The sequence below is a fragment of the Meridianimarinicoccus marinus genome (assembly GCF_040689105.1).
Lineage (GTDB): Bacteria > Pseudomonadota > Alphaproteobacteria > Rhodobacterales > Rhodobacteraceae > Meridianimarinicoccus > Meridianimarinicoccus marinus.
Map to the genome: position 1 here is coordinate 82740 of NZ_JBFBVU010000014.1, position 20202 is coordinate 102941.

General features: G+C 64.1%; 16 protein-coding genes. 6 read left to right on the top strand and 10 right to left on the bottom strand.

The features are described 5' to 3' along the window. The first annotated feature begins 7 nt into the window (after positions 1-7). The 5 genes from AB0T83_RS12330 to AB0T83_RS12350 all read left to right on the top strand — a co-directional run bounded on the left by AB0T83_RS12330 (position 8) and on the right by AB0T83_RS12350 (position 7707). Positions 8-1006, top strand: a complete 999-nt coding sequence (locus AB0T83_RS12330) for an ABC transporter permease (protein WP_193141365.1) — start codon at positions 8-10, stop codon at positions 1004-1006. Continuing rightward, complete coding sequence (locus AB0T83_RS12335) at positions 1006-2196, top strand: ABC transporter permease (protein ID WP_366193424.1); 1191 nt, start codon at positions 1006-1008, stop codon at positions 2194-2196. The genes AB0T83_RS12330 and AB0T83_RS12335 overlap by 1 nt, the downstream gene beginning before the upstream one ends. Before the next feature lie 10 nt (positions 2197-2206). After that, positions 2207-3889 carry an ABC transporter ATP-binding protein gene (locus AB0T83_RS12340; protein ID WP_366193425.1) on the top strand — a complete coding sequence of 561 codons (1683 nt, stop codon included), beginning with the start codon at positions 2207-2209 and terminating at the stop codon, positions 3887-3889. Between the two features lie 17 nt (positions 3890-3906). Beyond that, positions 3907-5787: a DUF2264 domain-containing protein gene (locus tag AB0T83_RS12345; protein ID WP_366193426.1), complete on the top strand. Its 1881-nt coding sequence runs from the start codon at positions 3907-3909 to the stop codon at positions 5785-5787. A gap of 426 nt (positions 5788-6213) precedes the next feature. Continuing rightward, entirely contained in the window at positions 6214-7707 is a 1494-nt protein-coding gene (locus tag AB0T83_RS12350) for a serine hydrolase (RefSeq protein ID WP_366193427.1), read from the top strand. Between the two features lie 25 nt (positions 7708-7732). Here AB0T83_RS12350 and AB0T83_RS12355 read toward each other — a convergent pair whose 3' ends face one another. From AB0T83_RS12355 to glpD, 9 genes are all read right to left on the bottom strand, one after another. Next, positions 7733-8881 carry an iron-containing alcohol dehydrogenase gene (locus tag AB0T83_RS12355; RefSeq protein ID WP_366193429.1) on the bottom strand — a complete coding sequence of 383 codons (1149 nt, stop codon included), beginning with the start codon at positions 8879-8881 and terminating at the stop codon, positions 7733-7735. Positions 8882-8884: 3 nt separating this feature from the next. Next, positions 8885-10369: a glycerol kinase GlpK gene (glpK, locus tag AB0T83_RS12360; protein WP_366193430.1), complete on the bottom strand. Its 1485-nt coding sequence runs from the start codon at positions 10367-10369 to the stop codon at positions 8885-8887. A gap of 99 nt (positions 10370-10468) precedes the next feature. Further along, positions 10469-12178, bottom strand: a complete 1710-nt coding sequence (locus AB0T83_RS12365) for an ABC transporter substrate-binding protein (RefSeq protein WP_366193431.1) — start codon at positions 12176-12178, stop codon at positions 10469-10471. A gap of 82 nt (positions 12179-12260) precedes the next feature. Beyond that, positions 12261-12533, bottom strand: a complete 273-nt coding sequence (locus tag AB0T83_RS12370) for a DUF2160 domain-containing protein (protein WP_193141373.1) — start codon at positions 12531-12533, stop codon at positions 12261-12263. Between the two features lie 22 nt (positions 12534-12555). Continuing rightward, positions 12556-13398, bottom strand: coding sequence for a carbohydrate ABC transporter permease (locus AB0T83_RS12375; RefSeq protein ID WP_435891166.1), 843 nt, complete (start codon positions 13396-13398; stop codon positions 12556-12558). Between the two features lie 12 nt (positions 13399-13410). Beyond that, positions 13411-14280 carry a carbohydrate ABC transporter permease gene (locus AB0T83_RS12380; protein ID WP_366193435.1) on the bottom strand — a complete coding sequence of 290 codons (870 nt, stop codon included), beginning with the start codon at positions 14278-14280 and terminating at the stop codon, positions 13411-13413. 94 nt (positions 14281-14374) lie between these two features. Further along, entirely contained in the window at positions 14375-15451 is a 1077-nt protein-coding gene (locus AB0T83_RS12385) for an ABC transporter ATP-binding protein (protein WP_366193437.1), read from the bottom strand. A gap of 11 nt (positions 15452-15462) precedes the next feature. Beyond that, complete coding sequence (locus AB0T83_RS12390) at positions 15463-16551, bottom strand: ABC transporter ATP-binding protein (protein ID WP_366193439.1); 1089 nt, start codon at positions 16549-16551, stop codon at positions 15463-15465. 13 nt (positions 16552-16564) lie between these two features. Continuing rightward, positions 16565-18169, bottom strand: a complete 1605-nt coding sequence (gene glpD, locus AB0T83_RS12395) for a glycerol-3-phosphate dehydrogenase (RefSeq protein ID WP_366193441.1) — start codon at positions 18167-18169, stop codon at positions 16565-16567. Positions 18170-18418: 249 nt separating this feature from the next. Between glpD and AB0T83_RS12400 the strand changes: the two genes are divergently transcribed. Continuing rightward, on the top strand, positions 18419-19201 hold the full coding sequence (locus AB0T83_RS12400) for a DeoR/GlpR family DNA-binding transcription regulator (protein ID WP_366193443.1): 783 nt from the start codon (positions 18419-18421) through the stop codon (positions 19199-19201). Between the two features lie 214 nt (positions 19202-19415). On the opposite strand, the gene AB0T83_RS12405 is transcribed toward AB0T83_RS12400, so the two are convergent. After that, on the bottom strand, positions 19416-20202 hold a 787-nt coding region (locus AB0T83_RS12405; RefSeq protein WP_366193445.1), incomplete at its 5' end, for an IS3 family transposase.

Here is a 20202-nt window from a genome sequence, read left to right on the forward strand (position 1 = left end):
AAAGAGCATGTTGAACTATCTGGCCCGCAGACTGGTGACGATGATCCTGACGCTTCTGGCCTTGTCCGTCGTCGTCTTCGTCGTGATCCAACTGCCACCGGGGGATTTCGTCACCTCCTACATCGCAAGCCTTTCGGCAGCCGGCGAAAGCGTCGATCAGGAAACGATCATCGCCCTGCGCGACCGCTACAAGCTGGATTCCCCGGTTCTCGTCCAATACGCGGCCTGGCTGTCGGACATCCTGCGCGGCGATTTCGGCTACAGCTTCGAGATGCAGCGCCCGGTGTCCGAGATCTTCTCGCAGCGCATCGGCATCTCGCTGGCCGTGGAACTGACCGCCGTCATCGTCATGTGGGCCGTGTCGATCCCCATCGGCATCTATTCCGCCGTGAACCAGTATTCGGTGGGCGACTACATCGCCACCATTCTTGGCTTCCTTGGACTTGCGATCCCCAACTTCCTGTTCGCGCTGGTCCTGATGTACGTCTGCTACAACTGGTTCGGCGTGACCATCACCGGCCTGTTCTCGGCCGAATACATGAACGCACGCTGGTCCGTGGACCGGTTCCTGGATTTCGCCAGCCACGTCTGGGCGCCGATCCTTGTTATTTCCACTGCCGGGGCCGCACAACTGGTCCGGGTGCTGCGCGCCAACCTGCTGGATGAGCTGAACAAGCCCTATGTCCTGACCGCCCGCGCCAAGGGCCTGACCAAGCGCCGTCTGATCTGGCGCTATCCGGTGCGCGTGGCGATGAACCCGCTGGTGTCGACGATCGGCTGGGTGCTGCCCACGGTGATCTCGTCGTCCTTCGTGACCGCCATCGTGCTAAACCTGCCGACCCTGTCGCCCATCCTTCTGCGCGCCCTGCTCAGCCAGGACATGTACCTTGCCGGGGCGCTCATCATGTTCATGGGGCTGCTGACGCTGGTCGGCACCCTGATATCCGATCTACTGCTGGCCTGGATCGATCCGCGCATCCGGCTTGGCATGGTGGGAGCCACCTGATGACCCTCACAACCCCCGCAAATTCCCCTGACGCCCGCATCGGCCAGGTCCGGGACACCCCCGAGGTTGCCGTGGGCGAGATCGACCCCCGCATCGACCTTACCCACGGCACCGAAAGCCAATGGCAGCTGATCCGCCGTCGCTTTTCCAAGCATCGGCTGGCGGTCGTCAGCCTCTGGATCCTGTCGCTCTTCGTGTTCGTCGCGATCTTCGCGGGCTTCGTGGCCCCCAATGATCCCGGCAACGTCAAGGCGCGCTACACCTATGCGCCGCCGCAGGCGCTGCACTTCATCGACAAGACCGACGAGGGCTGGTCCTTCCGCCCCTATGTCTACGGCTACACCGTCGAGATCGAGCCCGAGGCCCTGCGTCGCACCTTCGTCATCGACGAAGACAAGAAGATCTATCTGACCTTCTTCAAGCGCAGCTGGGAGTACAAGCTGTTCGGCCTGATCCCCACCGACATCCATCTGATCGGACCCGAGCGGTCGCGCGATCCCTTCTACCTGTTCGGCGCCGACCGTCTGGGCCGGGACATGTTCTCGCGGCTGGTCTATGGCACCCAAATCTCGCTGTCTGTCGGCCTGGTCGGTGTGATCATGAGCCTTGTTCTGGGCGTCATCATCGGCGGGGCTGCGGGGTATTTCGGCGGCTGGTTCGATGCGGTGACACAGCGCGCCATCGAATTCCTGCGCTCTTTGCCCACCATCCCGCTGTGGATGGGGCTGGCCGCCGCGATGCCGTCGGACTGGTCACCGCTGCAGACCTATTTCGCCATCACCCTGATCCTGTCGTTCCTTGGCTGGACCGAACTGGCGCGGGTGGTGCGGGGCCGGTTCCTGGCGCTGAACGGCGAAGACTACGTGGCCGCGGCCCGCTATGACGGCTGCTCGCACCTGCGGGTGATCGTCCGCCACATGGTGCCCGCCTTCACCAGCCACATCATCACCGCGGCCTCGCTGGCGGTGCCGGCCATGATCCTTGCGGAAACGGCGCTGTCCTTCCTTGGGCTGGGGCTGCAGGCACCGGTGATTTCCTGGGGCGTGCTGCTGCAAGAGGCGCAGAACATCCGGACGCTGGCCACCGCCCCCTGGCTGCTGCTGCCGGGCGCGGCCATCGTGATCGCCGTGCTGGCGATGAACTTCATCGGCGACGGGCTTCGCGACGCCGCAGATCCCTATGCCAAGTGAGGACACAGCCATGACTGCACAGACCGGCAAGACGGTTCTGGAAGTGCGCGGCCTCAGCGTCGCCTTCCCCGGCCGCAAGGGCGAAACCACCGCCATCTCGAACGTCAGCTTCGACCTGAAACTGGGCCAGACCACCTGCTTCGTGGGCGAATCCGGATCGGGCAAATCGGTGACCGCGCGCGCGGTTCTGAACATCGTCGAACCCGCCGTGATCAAGGCTGGCGCGATCAACCTTGTGGATGTCGAGGCCGGCCAGCGGATCGAACTGTCGGGCCTGAACCCCGACGGGGCCGAGATCCGTGCTGTGCGCGGCGCCCGCATCGCCATGATCTTCCAGGAACCGATGTCCTCGCTCAGCCCGGTGCACACCATCGGCGAGCAGATCATCGAAGCCATCCTGCTGCATCAGGACGTGGACACCGCCACCGCCCGCGACCGTGCCATCGAGGCGCTGCGGGCCGTGCAGATCAAGAACCCCGAAGAGGCCATCGACCGCTATCCGTTCGAATACTCCGGCGGCATGCGGCAGCGGGCGATGATCGCCATGGCCCTGGGCTGCGAACCGGACATCCTGATCGCCGACGAGCCGACCACGGCACTGGATGTGACGACGCAGGCCGAGATCCTCAGGCTTCTGAAAGGCTTGCAGGAAAGCCACGGCATGGCAGTGATGTTCATCACCCATGACATGGGCGTGGTGGCCGAAATCGCCGATCAGGTGGTGGTCATGCTACACGGCTCGGTGGTCGAGACCGGCGAGGTGGATCAGGTGTTTCATGCCCCCGCGCACGCCTACACCAAGAAACTGCTCAAGGCGTCGATGGGGCTGGACGAAGCCGCGCACGGCCGCGCCGGCGTGGCCTCGGGCGAGGTGCTAATCGAAACCCACAACCTGTCGCTGTCCTTCCCGTCGAAGAAAAAGCTTCTCAGAAAGCCCGGCAGCGGCGTGCAGGCCCTGGACGAGGTGTCGGTCGAACTGCGGCGCGGGGAAATCCTTGGCATCGTCGGGGAATCCGGCTCGGGCAAGACGACGCTGGCGCGGGTTCTGATGGGCCGGTTCCGGCCGCAGGTCGGCCAGGCGATCTATCACACGCGCGATGGCGTGGCCAAGGATCTGACCGATCCCGCCACCTTTCGCGACGGGCAGGTCTACCGCGAGATGCGAATGATCTTCCAGGATCCCTACGGCTCGCTCAACCCGCGCATGACCGTGCAACAGATCATCGGCGAGCCGCTGCTGGTCAACGGTCTGCTGAAGGGCGCCGCCCTGCGCGACCGGGTGGGCGAATTGCTGGAGCGCGTCGGCCTTCCCGCCAGCGCGATGGAGCGCTATCCGCACGCCTTTTCCGGCGGTCAACGTCAGCGGATCGGCATTGCGCGGGCCATCGCACTGGACCCGCGCGTCATCATCGCCGACGAGGCAACCAGCGCGCTGGACGGATCGATCCGGGCGCAGATCCTTGATCTGCTGCTGGATCTGCGGACCGAACTGGATCTGTCGATCCTGTTCATTGCCCATGACATCGGCGTCGTGCGCTATTTCTGCGACCGGGTCGCGGTGATGCACAAGGGCCGGGTCGTCGAAACCGGCACCGCCGTCCAGATCTGCGACGCCCCGCAGGACCCCTATACACAGCGCCTGATTTCCGCCGTGCCGATCCCTGATCCGCGCAAACGGCATCTGGTGGCCTGATGAAAGACCACACGCCCATGTCCAATGTTCTGCTGACCGAAACCCCGATCACCGGGAACCCCTTTGCGACCCGCGCCGATGCGCAACGGGCGGTGGTGGATCTGATCTCGCCCCTGAAGGACGGGTTTTCGCCGGGCCGCGCGCGGGTAAAACTGGGCGATACCTCGGCCCATTTCCACGATGCCGCGGCCCATCTGGAAGGGCTGGTGCGCCCGTTCTGGGGGCTGGCGCCGCTGCTGGCCGGGGGCGGAACCTTTGACGGGATCGAGATGTTCGTCGAAGGCCTGCAAAACGGCGCGGACCCCGAGCATCCGGAATATTGGGGGCCGGTGACCGACTTCGATCAACGCATGGTGGAAAGTGCTGCCATCGGCTATGCGCTGGCGCTGGCGCCCGAGGTGTTCTGGGATGGCATGACGCAGCGTGGGCGCGATTGCCTCGGCGACTGGCTGTTGAACTCCCTGCAACACAGGCCAGCGGCCAACAACTGGCACTTCTTTCACGTGCTGGTCTCGCTGGGCCTGACCCGCGTTGGTGTCGCGCATGACCTGTCGATCATCGAGGCCGATCTCGACCGGCTGGAAAGCTGGGAGATGGGCAATGGCTGGTACCGCGACGGCGGCAAGCGGCAGGCGGACCACTACATTCCCTTTGCCATGCATTTCTACGGCCTGATCTACGCGCAATACGGTCCCGAAGCCGATGCCGCGCGCCGTGACCGGTTCCGCGACCGCGCCCGCACCTTCGCGCCGCAGATCGCCCATTGGTACGCCGCCGATGGCGCGGCACTGCCCTATGGCCGGTCCCTGACCTATCGCTTCGCCCATGCCGGGTTCTGGGGCACGCTGGCGATGGCCGGGGAAGAGGCATTGCCGTGGTGCGAGATCCGAGGCCTCTGGGCGCGCAACCTGCGCTGGTGGTCGGACAAGCCGTTCACCGATACGCGCGGGGTGATGACCATCGGGTTCGGCTATCCGCAGTTGCACATGGCCGAACGCTACAATTCGCCCGGCTCGCCCTATTGGGCAATGAAGGCCTTCGCGCCGCTGGCACTGCCGGACACCCATCCGTTCTGGGCCGCCGGGGAAACCGCCCCCGTGAACCGCGACGAGGTTGTCACTCTGCCGGAACCGGGGATGGTCAAATTCGAACATCTGGGCGATGTGACGGTCCTGTGCGGCGGCCAGCACCCGCCGGCCCTTGGCCGCTCGGCCGAGAAGTACAACAAGTTCGCCTATTCCACCCGCTATGGCTTCAGCGTCGACTTCGAAGCGCGCGGCTTTGCCAACGCGCCCTCGGACAACATGCTGACGTTTTCCGAAACCGGCGAATATTCAGCGCCGCGCAGCGGGGAAACCATGGCGCGGATCGGGAACGGCTGGCTCTACTCGGCCTGGTCGCCCATGCCCGAGGTCGAGGTCGAAACATGGCTGCTGGCCCATGCGCCCTGGCATCTGCGCCTGCACAGCATACGCACCAAGCGCCGGGTGCAAACGGTCGAGGGCGGCTTTGCGATACGCAAGACCGATGCAATCCCCGGACCGGACCTGCAACCGGTGGTTCGCGCCGAAGGCCCCGGTGCCTATGCCCGAATGACCAATGCCACCGACACGACCACCGTCGTCGATGTGCAGGCGCCGATCGGCACCCCCGTGGCGCGGGCCGGGCGGGTCATCGCGCCCGAAGCCAATACCAACCTGATCGCACCGCGCACCTGGGTGCCGCAACTGACCTGCGATCTGGCCTCCGGCACCTGGTCGCTCGGGGCATGGGTCTACGCCGGCCGCACGGTGGGAGCGGTGCCAGCCTTGCCCGATGCCCGCAGCCTTCCCACAAGCGCCGATCTGGACCAGATGCGCACGGGCGGGGAAATCATCCGGGTCTGGGACCTGCCATGACCTGTGCCCGGTGTTTCGAGGACACCTCGGCCCGCCGGGAATGACGATTTGCGCGCGGTGTTCCTGACATCGCGCGGGCAGAGCGTGCCACATGAGCCCCGGCACAGGCCGCAACGCAGATCGGCAGCGCCGCCCGCACACTTGTCCCGCACACTTGTCATGCAACTTGAAACTGATCCGTTTTGCAGAGACCCTTGAACCCAAGCAGACCCAGACGAGGTTTGGGCGCGGGCCGCTCATCGGCAGCGCATAGCGGAGGGATATTTCATGACATCTGCGAGAAACATTTCAGACTCTGCGCCAAGGACACGGCAGCGCCGGCGACTTGGGGCCTTGTCCGCCAGTCTGTGCACCGCCCTGTTTGTGTCACTTCCCGGCACGGCGCGGGCTGATGCAGACCTGCCAAGGATCGCCCTGCCAGACCCGATGCCCGCCCCTCCGCTGACCATGCTTCTGCCCGTGCCCGAGACGCGGATCGAGGCGGCGATTGCTGCGCTGGATGAACTTGGCCAGTCCATCCTCGACCGCTCCGACGTGCCCGGTCTGGCCGTCGCGGTGGTCCACGACGGCCAGACGGTCTATGCGCGCGGTTTCGGCCTGCGGGCGGTGGGCGATTTGGCGCCGGTGGATGCGGACACCGTGTTCCTGCTGGCGTCGGTATCGAAACCCGTCGGCGCCACCGTGGTGGCCGCCCAGGTCGCGGCGGGCCGGGTGACCTGGGACGATCCGGTGCGCAGCCATCTGCCGTGGTTCGATCTGGGCGATCCGTGGATCAGCGCGCATGTCACCATCGGCGATCTCTATGCGCACCGCTCCGGCCTGCTGGATCACGCGGGCGACGATCTGGAGGATCTCGGCTTTGACCGCCGCGAGGTGCTGGACCGGCTTGCGTTGCTGCCCAAGGGGCGGTTCCGGTTGGACTATGCCTACACCAACTTCGGCCTCACCGCCGCTGCCGAAGCTGTGGCAGTCGCCGCGGGAACGGATTGGGCCAGTCTCTCCGAACAGGCGATCTATCGCCCGCTGGGCATGACCGCCACCAGTTCGCGCCACGCCGATTTCATGGCGCGCGACAATCGCGCCTCCAGCCATGTACCGAACGGCGGCACTTATGTGATTGCCGATCGGCGCCAGCCCGACGCGCAAAGCCCGGCGGGCGGGGTCAGTTCCAGCGTTCACGACATGGCGCGCTGGCTGGCGATGGTGCTGGGCAATGGCACGCTGGATGGCACCCCGGTGATCGCGCCCGAGGCCCTGCGCCCGGCGCTGTCGCCGCAAATGATCCCGGGCCTTCCGATGCAGGTCTCGGCCCGCAGCGGCGCCTATGGCTATGGGTTCAATGTCGGGGTCCGGCCATCGGGGCGGGTCGAGCTGAGCCATTCCGGCGCCTTCGCCCTTGGGGCATCGACCAGCATCTCGATGCTTCCCGATTTGGGGCTGGGCATTGTGGTTCTGACCAACGCTCCGCCGACCGGTGCGCCCGAGGCGCTCGCAGCGGCCTTTCTGGACCGGGTGGAACTGGGCGTTGAAACCCGTGATTGGCTCGCAGGCTACAGCCGTCTGATGGTGCCGCTGTCCGCGCCGGTGGGGCGGCTTCTGGGGGCAACTCCGCCGTCCGATCCCGCTCCCGCCCACCCTGATACGGCCTATCGGGGCACCTACGACAACCCCTATTTCGGACCCGCCGAAGTGTCGGTCGGGGCCGATGGGCTGGTTCTGGCGCTTGGCCCGGACAAGCAGGGGATGGCCCTGCAGCACTGGGACGGCGACAGCTTTGTGGTCTTTCCCGAAACAGAGAACCAGCCGGCGGGATCGATCTCGCAGGTGACGTTCCAGATTGATGCCACGGGCGCGGCGGCGAGCCTGTGGGTCGAGCATCTGGACGGCGACGGGCTGGGCGCGTTTCTGCGGCAGGACTAGCGCCGCCGAATGCCGGCCGGGGATCTCAGCCTTGCGCCGCTTGGGCCAGGATCTCGGTGATGTCCTGCGCCGAAAGCGGCACCGGGTTGCCCTTGGTCGAGGAGGCCGTCAGCGCCTGTTCCGCAACCGCATCGAAATCCGCCTCGGGGACGTGCAGCTGCGCCAGCGTCGGCAGCTGCTGCGCCCCCACGAAGGCCTGCAAAGCTGCCAAGCCCTGGCTCCGGTCCGCGCCGAGTCCGTCCGCGAGCCAGGCATCAACGGCTTCGAACCGCTGCATCGGCAGGTTCAACTGCCCGGCCTTGCGCGCGTTCACACGCAGGGCTGCGGCCAGCAAACGGCCGCAGATGGCGCCATGCGCTCCGCCCCGCCCGCCGATGACCGAGGCCAGACCATGCACCACGCCCAGACCCGCATTGGCCAGTGCAAGACCGCTGAGATGACTGGCCCGCGCCATGGTGTCCCGTGCCGAGGGGTCTTCTGCCTCAGCCAGATGGCGCAGGGCCCGGATCGCGTCGGGAATGGTGGCGCTGCACAGGGCATCGGTGACCGGGTTGGCGCGGATGCACAGGTAGCTTTCGATCAGTTGCGTGACCGCATCCAGACCGGTGGCCATGGTCAGGGCCGGGGGCGCGTCGTCCGTCAACGCCGGATCGACAATGGCCAGATCGGGCAACAGGCGCGGGTCGCGCAGGCTGATCTTCATCTGCCGGTCCGGTACGCCGATGACCGCGTTGCGCGTGGCCTCGGCCCCGGTGCCGGCGGTGGTGGGCAGCGCGACGAAGGGCAGGGGATCGGCAAGGCGGCACGGTGTGGCTGTGCCCAGTTCCAGATAATCCGCCGGATCCCCGTCGCTGGGACACAGGCCCGAGATGGCTTTGCCCAGGTCGATGACCGCGCCGCCGCCGACTGCCAGGATGCAATCCGCACGGAAGTCCCGCGCCCTTTCGACCCCTTGCCGCACCTCGCTCAGGCTCGGCTCGCCCCGTGACAACAGGCTTTCGACAGCGACCCCGGCGGTGGCGAGGGCCGTTTCCAGCCCGGCCACCCAGGCCACGGATCGACCGCGCACCAGAAGCACACGGCTCCCCAACGCGCCGACTTCGGCAACCGTCTGGTTCCGGCAGCCTCTACCAAAGATCGTCCGGGCCGGGGCGGTGAGCGCAAAGGCGACCAAGGCTCAGGCCCGTGTTGTCGCGTCGACGGCGCGGCGCCATGCGGCGTATTTTGCCTCGCGGGTGTCGTCGGGCATGGCCGGCTCGAAGCTGCGTTCCAGCGCCCATTGGGCCGCGAACTCCGCCTGTGTCGGATAAAGCCCAGCCCGCTGCCCGGCCAGCCAGGCCGCGCCCATGGCAGTGGTTTCCAGCACCTTGGGCCGGTCGACGCGGGCGCCCAGAATGTCGGCCAGAAACTGCATTGCCCAGTCTGAGGCGCTCATGCCGCCATCGACGCGCAGGATGGCGCCGCCCGCCCCGCCCATGTCGGCATGCATCGCCTCCAGCAGGTCGCGGGTCTGGTAGCCGACGCTTTCCAGCGCGGCGCGGGCCAATTCGGCAGGCCCCGTGTTGCGGGTCAGCCCGAAGATCGCACCCCGGCAATCGGGCCGCCAATAGGGCGCGCCCAGCCCGGTGAAGGCAGGCACCAGGATGACGTCCTGTCCGGGATCGGCGCTTTGCGCCAGCGGCTGGGTCTCGCCCGCATCGCCGATGATCTTCAGCCCGTCGCGCAGCCATTGCACCACCGCGCCCGCGATGAAGATCGAGCCTTCCAGCGCATAGGTCGGTTTGCCGTCCAACTGGTAGGCAATGGTGGTCAGCAGCCGGTTGTTCGAGGTCACCGGCGTATCGCCGGTGTTCAGAAGCGCGAAACAGCCGGTGCCATAGGTGGATTTCAACATGCCGGGTTCGAAACAGGCCTGACCCACGGTGGCGGCCTGCTGATCACCGGCGATGCCGCAGATCGGGATCGGGCGGCCGAACAGGTCGGCGCGGGTTTCGCCGAAGTCGGCGGCGCAGTCGCGCACCTCGGGCAGCATCGACATGGGGATGTTCAGCCGGTCACAGATCGTCTGCGACCAGCGGCCCTTGCGAATGTCGTACAGCATGGTGCGGGCGGCATTGGTGGCATCGGTGACATGCACCTTGCCGCCGGTCAGGTTCCAGACCAGCCAGGTATCGACGGTGCCGAAGATCAACTCTCCGGCCTCGGCACGGGTACGGGCGCCTTCGACGTTGTCCAGCAGCCAGGCCAGCTTGGTACCCGAGAAATAGGGATCCAGCAGCAGACCGGTGCGGGAGGTCACCGCCGCCTCGAAACCGTCATCCTTCAGCGCCTTGCATTGGGCCGCGGTGCGGCGGTCCTGCCAGACGATGGCGTTGTGAACTGGTTTGCCGGTCTTGCGATCCCAGACCAGCGTGGTTTCGCGCTGGTTGGTGATGCCGATGGCGGCGATGCCATCCGCGCCGATGCCGGCTTTGTCGATGGCCGCGCGGCAGGTGGCGGCGGTGGTGGACCACAGATCGCCCGCATCGTGTTCGACCCAACCGGAGGCCGGGTAGTGCTGGGCAAATTCCTCCTGCGCCGAGGCGACCGCCGACAACGAGGTGTCGAACAGGATCGCGCGGGTCGACGTGGTGCCCTGATCGATGGCCAGAATATGGGACATGACCGCCTCTCCTCAAAGGGTCTTCGGGGCGCGTTGGCGGCGCCTCCGGGTCTTGAAAGCAGATGGCCGAGGCCCCGAAAGGCCCCGGCCGGGGGGAGGTTACTGCCAGGACTTGATCAGCTCGTCATAGCTGACGGTCTGGGGCTCTTCGTCCTCGTTTTCCAGCTTGGCATAGGGTGCACCGGGCTGGGCGAGCCAGTATTCCGCGTCACGCTCCTCGTTCAGCTTCGGACCGATGTCGCCTTGGATGCCGGCCCGCTCGAGCCGCTCCAGCACGCGTTCCTGATCGGCGCACAGCCCATCCAGCGCTTCCTGCGGGGTCTTGGCACCCGACATGGCGTCGCCGATGTTCTGCCACCACAGCTGCGCCAGCTTCGGATAGTCCGGGATGTTGGTGCCGGTCGGCGACCAGGCAACCCGGGCCGGCGAGCGGTAGAACTCGACCAGACCGCCCAGCTTGTCGGCACGTTCGGTGAAGCTGTCATGCTGCACGGTGGATTCGCGGATGAAAGTCAGACCGACGTGGGATTTCTTCACGTCCACGGTCTTCGAGGTCACGAACTGGGCATAAAGCCAGGCCGCCTGCGCCCGATCGACCGGGGTCGATTTCATCAGCGTCCAGGAACCCACGTCCTGATAGCCGACCTTCTGGCCATCCTTCCAATAGACCCCATGCGGCGAAGGGGCCAGGCGCCATTTCGGCGTGCCGTCTTCGTTCATGACCGTCTCGGAGGCCACCAGCGGCGGCACGAAGGTGGTGTACATGAACATCTGCTGGGCAATCTGGCCCTGCGCGGGGATCGGGCCCGCCTCGGAGAAGGTCATCCCCATGGATGCGGGCGGCGAATACTTCTGCAACCATTCAATGGCTTTGGTCACCGCATAGACCGCCGCCGGCGCATTGGTTGCCCCGCCGCGCGCCACGCAGGACCCGGTGGGCTGCGAGTTCTCGTTCACGCGAACGCCCCATTCGTCCACGGGCAGGCCGTTCGGCTCGCCCACGTCGCCCATGCCGGCCATCGACATCCACGCGTCGGTATAACGCCAGCCCAGCGAGGGATCTTTCTTGCCATAGTCCATGTTGCCATAGACGTCGCCTTCGATACCCATGTGCGACAGGTCGCGGCCAGTGAAGAATTCGGCAATATCCTCATAGGCCGACCAGTTGACCGGAACGCCCAGATCATAGCCGAAGGCCGCCTTGAAATCTTCCTGGTTCTTGGGATCGTTGAACCAGTCATAGCGGAACCAGTACAGGTTGGCGAACTGCTGGTCGGGCAGTTGGTACAACTTGCCATCCGGTGCCGTCGTGAACTGGGTGCCGATGAAATCGTCCAGGTCCAGTCCAGGGTTGGTTACATCCGCGCCTTCGCCCGCCATCCAGTCTGTCAGGTTGCGCACCTGCTGATAGCGCCAATGGGTGCCAATCAGGTCGGAGTCGTTGACGTAGGCATCATAGATGTTCTCGCCCGACTGCATCTGGGTTTGCAGCTTTTCGACCACATCGCCCTCGCCGATCAGGTCATGGGTGACTTTGATACCGGTGATGGCGGTGAAGGCCGGGGCCAGAACCTGGCTTTCATAGCTGTGGGTGTCGATGGTTTCGGAAACGACCTTGATTTCCATCCCTTCATAGGGCTTGGCCGCATCCACGAAGAACTGCATCTCGGCTTCCTGCTCGGCGCGGGACAGCGACGACTGATCGCCGATTTCCGCATCCAGGAACGCGGTCGCCGCGTTCATGTCGGCGAATGCCGGACCCGCCAGCACCAGCAAGGCTGCCGTGGTGGATTTAAGGTTGAGGTTCATGTGAGTCCTCCCGTTTGAACCATAGTTGAGGATGTCTTATGCGCAGCCGGGTCTCCTCCTTCCCCGGCCACGGGGCCTGTCCCTACACCCAGCGGAACACCGCGGCAGCGTAGATCAGGCAGACGATCAGGGCGTATGGTTGATGCGCCCCGACGATCCCGAGCCAGGCCAGATTGATGAAGGCCGAGCCCAGAAGAGTGATGAAGAGCCGGTCGCCCCGCGTGGTTTCGATCCGCAGAATGCCCGTCCGGGGCGATTCCGGGAACTTGATTGCAAGCACCGTAAAGGTCACCAGCAATGATGCAATAACCATGAAGAAGATCGCGGTCGGCCAGGTCCATGCCATCCATGCCATTGTGAATCCTCCCTTTTCTGTCTTACACGCGCCCCAGGGCAAAGCCCTTGGCGATGTAGTTGCGGACAAACCAGATCACCAGCGCGCCGGGAACGATGGTCAGCACACCGGCGGCGGCCAGCACGCCCCAGTCGATACCGGCGGCGCCCTGCGTTCGGGTCATGATGGCAGCGATGGGTTTGGCATCCACGGTGGTCAGCGTGCGGCTGAGCAGCAGTTCCACCCATGAAAACATGAAGCAGAAGAAGGCCGCGACCCCGATGCCCGATGCGATCAGCGGCATGAAGATCTTCACGAAGAACCGCCCGAAGCTGTAGCCGTCGATATAGGCGGTCTCGTCGATCTCTTTCGGGACACCGCGCATGAAGCCTTCCAGGATCCAGACCGCCAGTGGCACGTTGAACAGGCAATGCGCCAGCGCCACCGCGATATGCGTGTCAAACAGCCCGACCGAGCTGTAAAGCTGGAAGAAGGGCAGGGCAAAGACCGCCGGCGGCGCCATCCGGTTGGTCAGCAGCCAGAAGAACAGATGCTTGTCGCCCATGAAGGAATAGCGGCTGAAGGCATAGGCCGCGGGCAGGGCCACCGCCAGGCTGATGACGGTGTTCATCACCACATAGATCAGCGAGTTCACATAGCCCATGTACCACGCCGGATCGGTCAGGATGGTGGCGTAATTGGCAAAGGTCAGGTTGCGCGGGAACAGGGTGAACTCGTTCAGGATCTCGGTGTTGGTCTTCAGGCTCATGTTCAGCAGCCAGTAGATCGGCAGCATCAGGAACAGCAGGTACAGACCCATCACCACGGCGCGGCTGTTGACCTTGGGCAGCGCCAGGCGGCGGGGCTTCGATTGGTTGACGGTCATGTCGGCCATGCCTCAGCCCTCCCGTTTTTCAAGGTTGGTCATGACGGTGTAGAACACCCAGCTGACCAGAAGGATCACAAGGAAATACATCAGCGAGAACGCCGCCGCGGGTCCAAGGTCGAACTGTCCCAGCGCCATCTTCACAAGGTCGATCGACAGCAGGGTCGTGGCGTTGCCGGGGCCACCGCCGGTGACGACGAAGGGTTCGGTGTAGATCATGAAGCTGTCCATGAACCGCAGCAGAATCGCGATCATCAGAACGCCGGTGATCTTGGGCAGCTCGATGAAGCGGAACACCTTCCAGCGCGAGGCCTGGTCGATCTTGGCCGCCTGGTAATAGGCATCCGGGATCGACTTCAGCCCGGCATAGGCCAGCAGCGCCACCAGCGAGGTCCAGTGCCACACATCCATGACCACCACGGTGATCCAGGCCGCGAGCGTGTCCTGCGTGTAGTTGTAGTTGATGCCCAGTGCATCCAGCGTGTAGCCCAGAAGGCCGATGTCGACGCGTCCGAAAATCTGCCAGATGGTGCCCACCACGTTCCACGGGATCAGCAGGGGCAGGGACATCATGACCAGGCAGAAGCTGGCCCAGAATCCCGATTTCGGCATGTTGAGCGCCACGAAGACGCCCAGCGGAACCTCGATCGCCAGAATGATCGCCGAGAACATCAGCTGACGCCCCAGCGCGTCCCACATGCGTTCGGAGTCCAGCATCTCCTCGAACCACTCAAGACCGGCCCAGAAGAACTGGTTGTTGCCGAAAGTGTCCTGCACGGAATAGTTGACCACGGTCATCAGCGGGATCACCGCCGAGAAGGCCACCAGCAGCAGCACCGGCAGAACCAGAAACCATGCCTTTTGGTTGACTGTCTTTTCCATTAGCTCGCCCCCTCCTCGGACGATTGCGCCGCATGGCGCGCTGTCACAGCAGATGCCCGGCCAAAGCCGCGACCCGGATTGCCGCGCGGCGGCGTCATCCGGCCTCTCCCTGCACGCGCCAGTCGTTGGCGTAGACGTTGACATGGGCCGCATCGAAGCTGACGCGGTTCATGTCGGCGCTGACGTGTTCGTCCTCGCCGGCGATGATGTTGATGTCGGTGCCGAAGAACTCGGCCCGGATGATCTTGTGGCGGCCCACGTCCTCGACCCGGCGCACCTTGACCGGCAGGCCCTCGGTCTGCGACAGCCGCGCGAACTCGGGGCGCACGCCGATCTCGACCTTGCCCGACAATGGCTTGTAACCCTGCGCCAGATCCACATGGGCGCCGTTCAGATGGGCCTTGTTGCCGTCGATCCGCACCGGGATCACATTCATGCCCGGCGAGCCGATGAAATAGCCCACGAAGGTGTGCTCGGGCCGTTCGAACAATTCGTCCGGCGTGCCGATCTGCACCACGCGACCGTCGTACATCACCACCACCTTATCGGCGAAGGTCAGCGCCTCGGTCTGGTCGTGGGTCACATAGATCATCGTGTGTCCGAAATCGTGGTGCAGCTTCTTCAGCTGGGTCCGCAATTCCCACTTCATGTGCGGGTCGATGACGGTCAGCGGCTCGTCGAACAGCAGGGCGTTGACGTCCTTGCGCACCATGCCCCGGCCCAGGCTGATCTTCTGCTTGGCATCGGCGGTCAGGCCGCGCGCCTTCTTGTTCAGCATGTCCTCCATGCCGATCATGCGCGCGATTTCCTGCACGCGCTCGGCCACATAGGCCTCGTCGCGGCCCCGGTTGCGCAGCGGGAAGGCCAGGTTGTCGTGCACCGTCATGGTGTCATAGACCACCGGGAACTGGAAAACCTGCGCTATGTTGCGTTCCGCCGTGGGGGCGGCGGTCACGTCCTTGCCGTCGAACAGGATGCGCCCCTGCGACGGATGCAACAGCCCCGAAATGATGTTGAGCAGGGTAGACTTGCCGCAACCGGACGACCCCAGCAGGGCATAGGCCGCGCCGTCGTCCCAGTCGTGGTTCAACTCTTTCAGCGCGTAGTCATCCTCGCTGGTCGGGTTCGGCAGGTAGGAATGGGCGAGGTTGTCGAGTGTGATCTTGGCCATCTGTTTCTCCCTCAGGCCGCCAGCGCATAAGCGGCGGGCGCAACCAGCTTTCCATCTTCGGCGAAGATGTAGACGTGCCGCGGATCCAGCCAGACCGACAGCGCCTCGCCGATCGGCAGGTCATGGATGCCGTGCACCAGCCCGACCCAGCGGTCGCCGTGATGATCGAGGTGAATGAAGGTCTCGGAGCCGGTCAGCTCGGTGACACTGAGCGTGGTCTTGAATTCCATCGCGTCGCTGACGTGCTTGCCGATTTCCAGATGGTTGGGGCGGAACCCGGCGGTATAGCGGCCATCCGCCAGTTCGCCCAGCTTGCCGGCCGCCGGAGTGCTCTGGCCGTCGCCGAACATGATGCGGTCGCCGGTTTTCGAGATCTGCAGGAAGTTCATCGGCGGATCGCTGAACACCCGCGCCGTGGTGGCATCCACCGGCTGGCGGTAGACGCTGGGCGTCGGCCCGAACTGGGTGACACGACCCTCCCACAGGGCGACGGTATTGCCGCCCAGCAGCAGCGCCTCTTCGGGCTCCGTGGTGGCATAGACAAAGATCGCACCGGACGCCTCGAAGATCTTCGGAATCTCGACGCGCATCTCCTCGCGCAGCTTGTAGTCCAGGTTGGCCAGCGGTTCGTCCAGGAGCACCAGACCGGCGTTCTTGACCAGCGCGCGGGCCAGCGCGCAGCGCTGCTGCTGCCCGCCGGACAATTCCAGCGGTTTGCGGTCCAGCATCGGTGTCAGTTGCATCATCTCGGCGGTTTCACGCACCCGGCGATCCACCTCGGCGCTGTCGATCCCCAGCAATTTCATGGGCGAGGCGATGTTGTCGTAGACGCTCATCGACGGGTAGTTGATGAACTGCTGATAGACCATGGCCACCTTGCGGTCCTGCACGCGCTGGCCGGTGACGTCCTCTCCGTTCCACAGGATCTGGCCCGCAGCGGGCGCATCCAGCCCGGCCATCAGGCGCATCAGCGAGGTCTTTCCCGACAGCGTTGGGCCGAGAAGCACGTTCATAGTGCCGTTTTCAAGCGACAGATCCGTGGGATGGACATGGGTTTGCCCGTCCACGATCTTTGATACGCCTTTCAGTTCCAGCGTCATCAGGTCCTCCTCCTTATCCCGCGGCCGTTGTGTCGGCCGTGGCGTGGCGGCGTTCGGCCATCCAGGTGTTCAATGCAGTAATCTCGTCGCGCGTCAGACGCAGGCCCAGCTTGTTGCGGCGCCAGACCACGTCCTCGGCTGTGCAGGCAAATTCATGCGCCATCAGCCAGGAGACCTCGGTCTCGGTCAGAGTGGCACCGAAGTCGCGGCCCAGATCGTCAGCCTGGGCTGCATTGCCCAGAATGTCACGCGCTTGTGTGCCGTAGGCGCGCACAAGGCGGCGCGCCCAGAAGCCATCCAGGAACGCAAAGTCCCGGCGCAGACCCGCGACCAGGGCGTCAAACCCGTCCACCGGGAAGTCTCCGCCGGGCAGGGGCACGCCCGCAGTCCAGGGCTTGGCATCGCTGCCCAGGTGCTGCGCGATCTTTTCCAGGGCGCCTTCGGCCAGACGGCGATAGGTGGTGATCTTGCCGCCGAAGATGTTCAGCATCGGCACACCGCTGCTGGTATCCACCTTCAGCGTATAGTCTCGCGTCGCCGCGGTGGCGCTGCTGGCGCCGTCGTCGTACAGCGGGCGGACGCCGGAATAGGTCCAGACCACGTCGGTGTCGTCCAGGTCCTGCTTGAAGTACTGATTGGCGAACTTCAGCAGATAGCGTTGCTCCTCGGGGGTGCATTCGGGCTTGGCCGAGGGGGTCGGATGTTCGGCATCGGTGGTGCCGATCAGGGTGAAGTCGGTCTCATAAGGAATGGCGAAGATGATCCGCCCGTCGGTGCCCTGAAAGAAATAGCATTTGCCGTGGTCAAACAGTTTGCGGGTCACGATATGACTGCCGCGCACCAGCCGCACACCTTCGCGCGAGTTCAGCCGCACCTTGGTCTGGATGATATCGCCGACCCAGGGCCCGCCGGCATTGACCAGCATCCGGGCGAAATGAGTGTGGTCCGCGCCGGTTTCGCTATTGCGCGTTTTTATCCGCCACAGGGTGCCATCCTTTTCGGCACTGACAACCTGCGTGCGGGTCATGATGCGGGCGCCGCGCGCCTCGGCGTCGCGGGCGTTCAACACCACGAGGCGCGAGTCCTCGACCCAGCAATCGGAATATTCATATGCCGTTGTAAACCGGTCCTGTAACGGGGCGCCTTCGGGCGTGCCGGTCAGCGCCACGGTCGAGGTTCCGGGCAGGATCTTCCGGCCACCAAGATTGTCGTACATGAACAGCCCAAGCCGTATCAGCCAGGCGGGCCGGCGCCCCTTCATCCACGGCATGAAGATGCCCAGAAGCTTCGAGGTGGGCGTGTCGGATTCGAAACGCATATCTTCATGATACGGCAGAACAAATCGCATGGGCCAGCTGATGTGCGGCATGGCGCGCAACAGCACTTCGCGCTCGATCAACGCCTCGCGCACGAGACGGAATTCAAAGTATTCCAGATAGCGCAGCCCACCGTGAAACAGCTTGGTCGAGGCCGAGGATGTGGCCGAAGCCAGATCGTTCATTTCCGCCAGAGCCACCGTCAGACCGCGCCCCGCCGCATCGCGGGCAATGCCACAGCCATTGATGCCACCGCCAATGATGAACAGGTCCGTTGTCTGGTCTTCGGTCGGTTGAGTCACGCGAATCTCCCCCTTGCGCGTCTTCGAAGGCGTTATCGCAAACGATGACACTTCGAGCAAGAACATTGTTCGTTTTTGATCGTTTTTCGGGGCTAAACGGAAAATACTCGGCTGATCTCCCCAAATTGTACCACAAAACACAACAAAATCGAAAATCTATCTGCCATTGGTTGCTTTTTCGCGTGCAGTGCTCCCTGATGAGAGGCAGCCACCAGATATGCGAACACCTTTCAGGACCACGCCAGACCCATGTCGCAGACCTTTCGCCATCCGGAAATCCTTGAAATCGCGCGTCGCGAAGGCAAGGTGACTGTCGAAGGTCTGGCGGCGCATTTCGGTGTCACCCTGCAAACCATCCGGCGCGACCTGACCGATCTGGCCGAAGACGGGCGGCTGGAGCGTGTCCATGGCGGCGCCGTTCTGACCTCGGGCACCACCAACATCGGGTACGAGGAACGGCGGTCGCTCAACCCGACCGCCAAACAGGCCATCGCGCGGGCCTGCGCCGCACGGATCCCCAACGGCATTTCCCTGTTTCTGAACATCGGCACCTCGACCGAGGCCGTGGCGCAGGAATTGCGGCATCATGAAAACCTGATGGTGGTGACCAACAACATGAACGTAGCCAACATGCTGGTCGCCAACCCGTCTTGCGAAATCCTGGTGACCGGGGGCCAGCTGCGCCGCGCCGATGGCGGGCTGGTCGGCAATCTGGCCGCCGAAACCATCCGCCAGTTCAAGTTCGACCTGGCGGTGATCGGTTGCTCGGCGCTGGATCAGGACGGGGATCTTCTGGATTTCGACATTCAGGAGGTCAGCGTCAGCAAGACCATCCTGCGCCAGTCGCGCAAGACCTACCTGGTGGCCGACCACACCAAGTTCGCACGCAGCGCCCCGGCCCGGATCGCCTCGATCGCCGATGTGGATGCCTTCTTTACCGACCGGCGCTTGTCGGTGGATCTAACGGCCTCCTGCAAGGACTGGCGCACCGAGGTGGTGGTGGCGGACCAGGAAGATCCCGACCGACTTTAAGACCGCCGATGCAGGCCGGAGCGCGGCACCCCCGGTAAATGGGGCGTATCCCCTCAGCATACGTTTGTCTGCGATTCACTTTTTTGCGAATGATGCGACAACCAACGTGGAGGCATCATGGCGAAAACTAGGCTCTGGACTTCGGTAACGGGGCGGTTTGTGTCAGGCCGCTTTGTGAACCGCACCGGGTTTGCCGGAGGCTGATTTGTCTTAGTTACGCGGCCATGTCTGATCTTTGCAGTGCAGCGTAGAAGTTGGCCTCGGCCTCTGCTGGTGGGATGTTCCCGATAGGCTCCAGCAGGCGTCGGTTGTTGAACCAATCGACCCATTCCAAGGTGGCGTATTCGACGGCGTCGAAGCTGCGCCATGGGCCACGCCGGTGAATGACCTCTGCTTTGAACAGGCCGTTGATCGTTTCCGCCAGGGCATTGTCGTAGGAATCCCCAACACTGCCGACAGACGGGGCGATCTTCGCCTCGGCCAGTCGTTCGGTGTACTTGATCGACAAATATTGCGACCCGCGATCCGAGTGATGCACCAGTTGGCCCTGAACTGGTCTGCGTTGATGAATGGCTTGCTCCAAAGCATCGAGGACAAATCCGGCAGTGGCCGTGCGACTGACACGCCAGCCAACGATACGACGGGCGAAGACGTCAATGACGAACGCCACATACACAAACCCCTGCCATGTCGCGACATAGGTGAAGTCGCTCACCCACAGCACGTTTGGCGCTGGTGCATGGAACTGGCGGTTCACCTTGTCCAATGGACACGGAAGCGCCTTATCAGGGATCGTGGTCTTCGGTTTCTTGCCTCGGACAACACCTTCAATGCCGATGTCCTTCATCAATCGGGCGACAGTGCAGCGCGCTATATCAAATCCTTCCCGGCGCATTTGATGCCACACTTTGCGAACGCCATAGACGCTTAGGTTTTCCTCGAAGACACGCTCAATCTCGGGCTTCAATGCCTCATCACGCTTGGCGCGATCCGAAAGGCGC

Bases quoted from the DNA above. Each gene is read 5' to 3' on its own strand.
- AB0T83_RS12330 (WP_193141365.1), top strand. From the start codon at position 8: ATGTTGAACTATCTGGCCCGCAGACTGGTGACGATGATCCTGACGCTT.
- AB0T83_RS12335 (WP_366193424.1), top strand. From the start codon at position 1,006: ATGACCCTCACAACCCCCGCAAATTCCCCTGACGCCCGCATCGGCCAG.
- AB0T83_RS12340 (WP_366193425.1), top strand. From the start codon at position 2,207: ATGACTGCACAGACCGGCAAGACGGTTCTGGAAGTGCGCGGCCTCAGC.
- AB0T83_RS12345 (WP_366193426.1), top strand. From the start codon at position 3,907: ATGTCCAATGTTCTGCTGACCGAAACCCCGATCACCGGGAACCCCTTT.
- AB0T83_RS12350 (WP_366193427.1), top strand. From the start codon at position 6,214: ATGCCCGCCCCTCCGCTGACCATGCTTCTGCCCGTGCCCGAGACGCGG.
- glpK (WP_366193430.1), bottom strand. From the start codon at position 10,369: ATGTCCCATATTCTGGCCATCGATCAGGGCACCACGTCGACCCGCGCG.
- AB0T83_RS12365 (WP_366193431.1), bottom strand. From the start codon at position 12,178: ATGAACCTCAACCTTAAATCCACCACGGCAGCCTTGCTGGTGCTGGCG.
- AB0T83_RS12370 (WP_193141373.1), bottom strand. From the start codon at position 12,533: ATGGCATGGATGGCATGGACCTGGCCGACCGCGATCTTCTTCATGGTT.
- AB0T83_RS12375 (WP_435891166.1), bottom strand. From the start codon at position 13,398: ATGACCGTCAACCAATCGAAGCCCCGCCGCCTGGCGCTGCCCAAGGTC.
- AB0T83_RS12380 (WP_366193435.1), bottom strand. From the start codon at position 14,280: ATGGAAAAGACAGTCAACCAAAAGGCATGGTTTCTGGTTCTGCCGGTG.
- AB0T83_RS12385 (WP_366193437.1), bottom strand. From the start codon at position 15,451: ATGGCCAAGATCACACTCGACAACCTCGCCCATTCCTACCTGCCGAAC.
- AB0T83_RS12390 (WP_366193439.1), bottom strand. From the start codon at position 16,551: ATGACGCTGGAACTGAAAGGCGTATCAAAGATCGTGGACGGGCAAACC.
- AB0T83_RS12400 (WP_366193443.1), top strand. From the start codon at position 18,419: ATGTCGCAGACCTTTCGCCATCCGGAAATCCTTGAAATCGCGCGTCGC.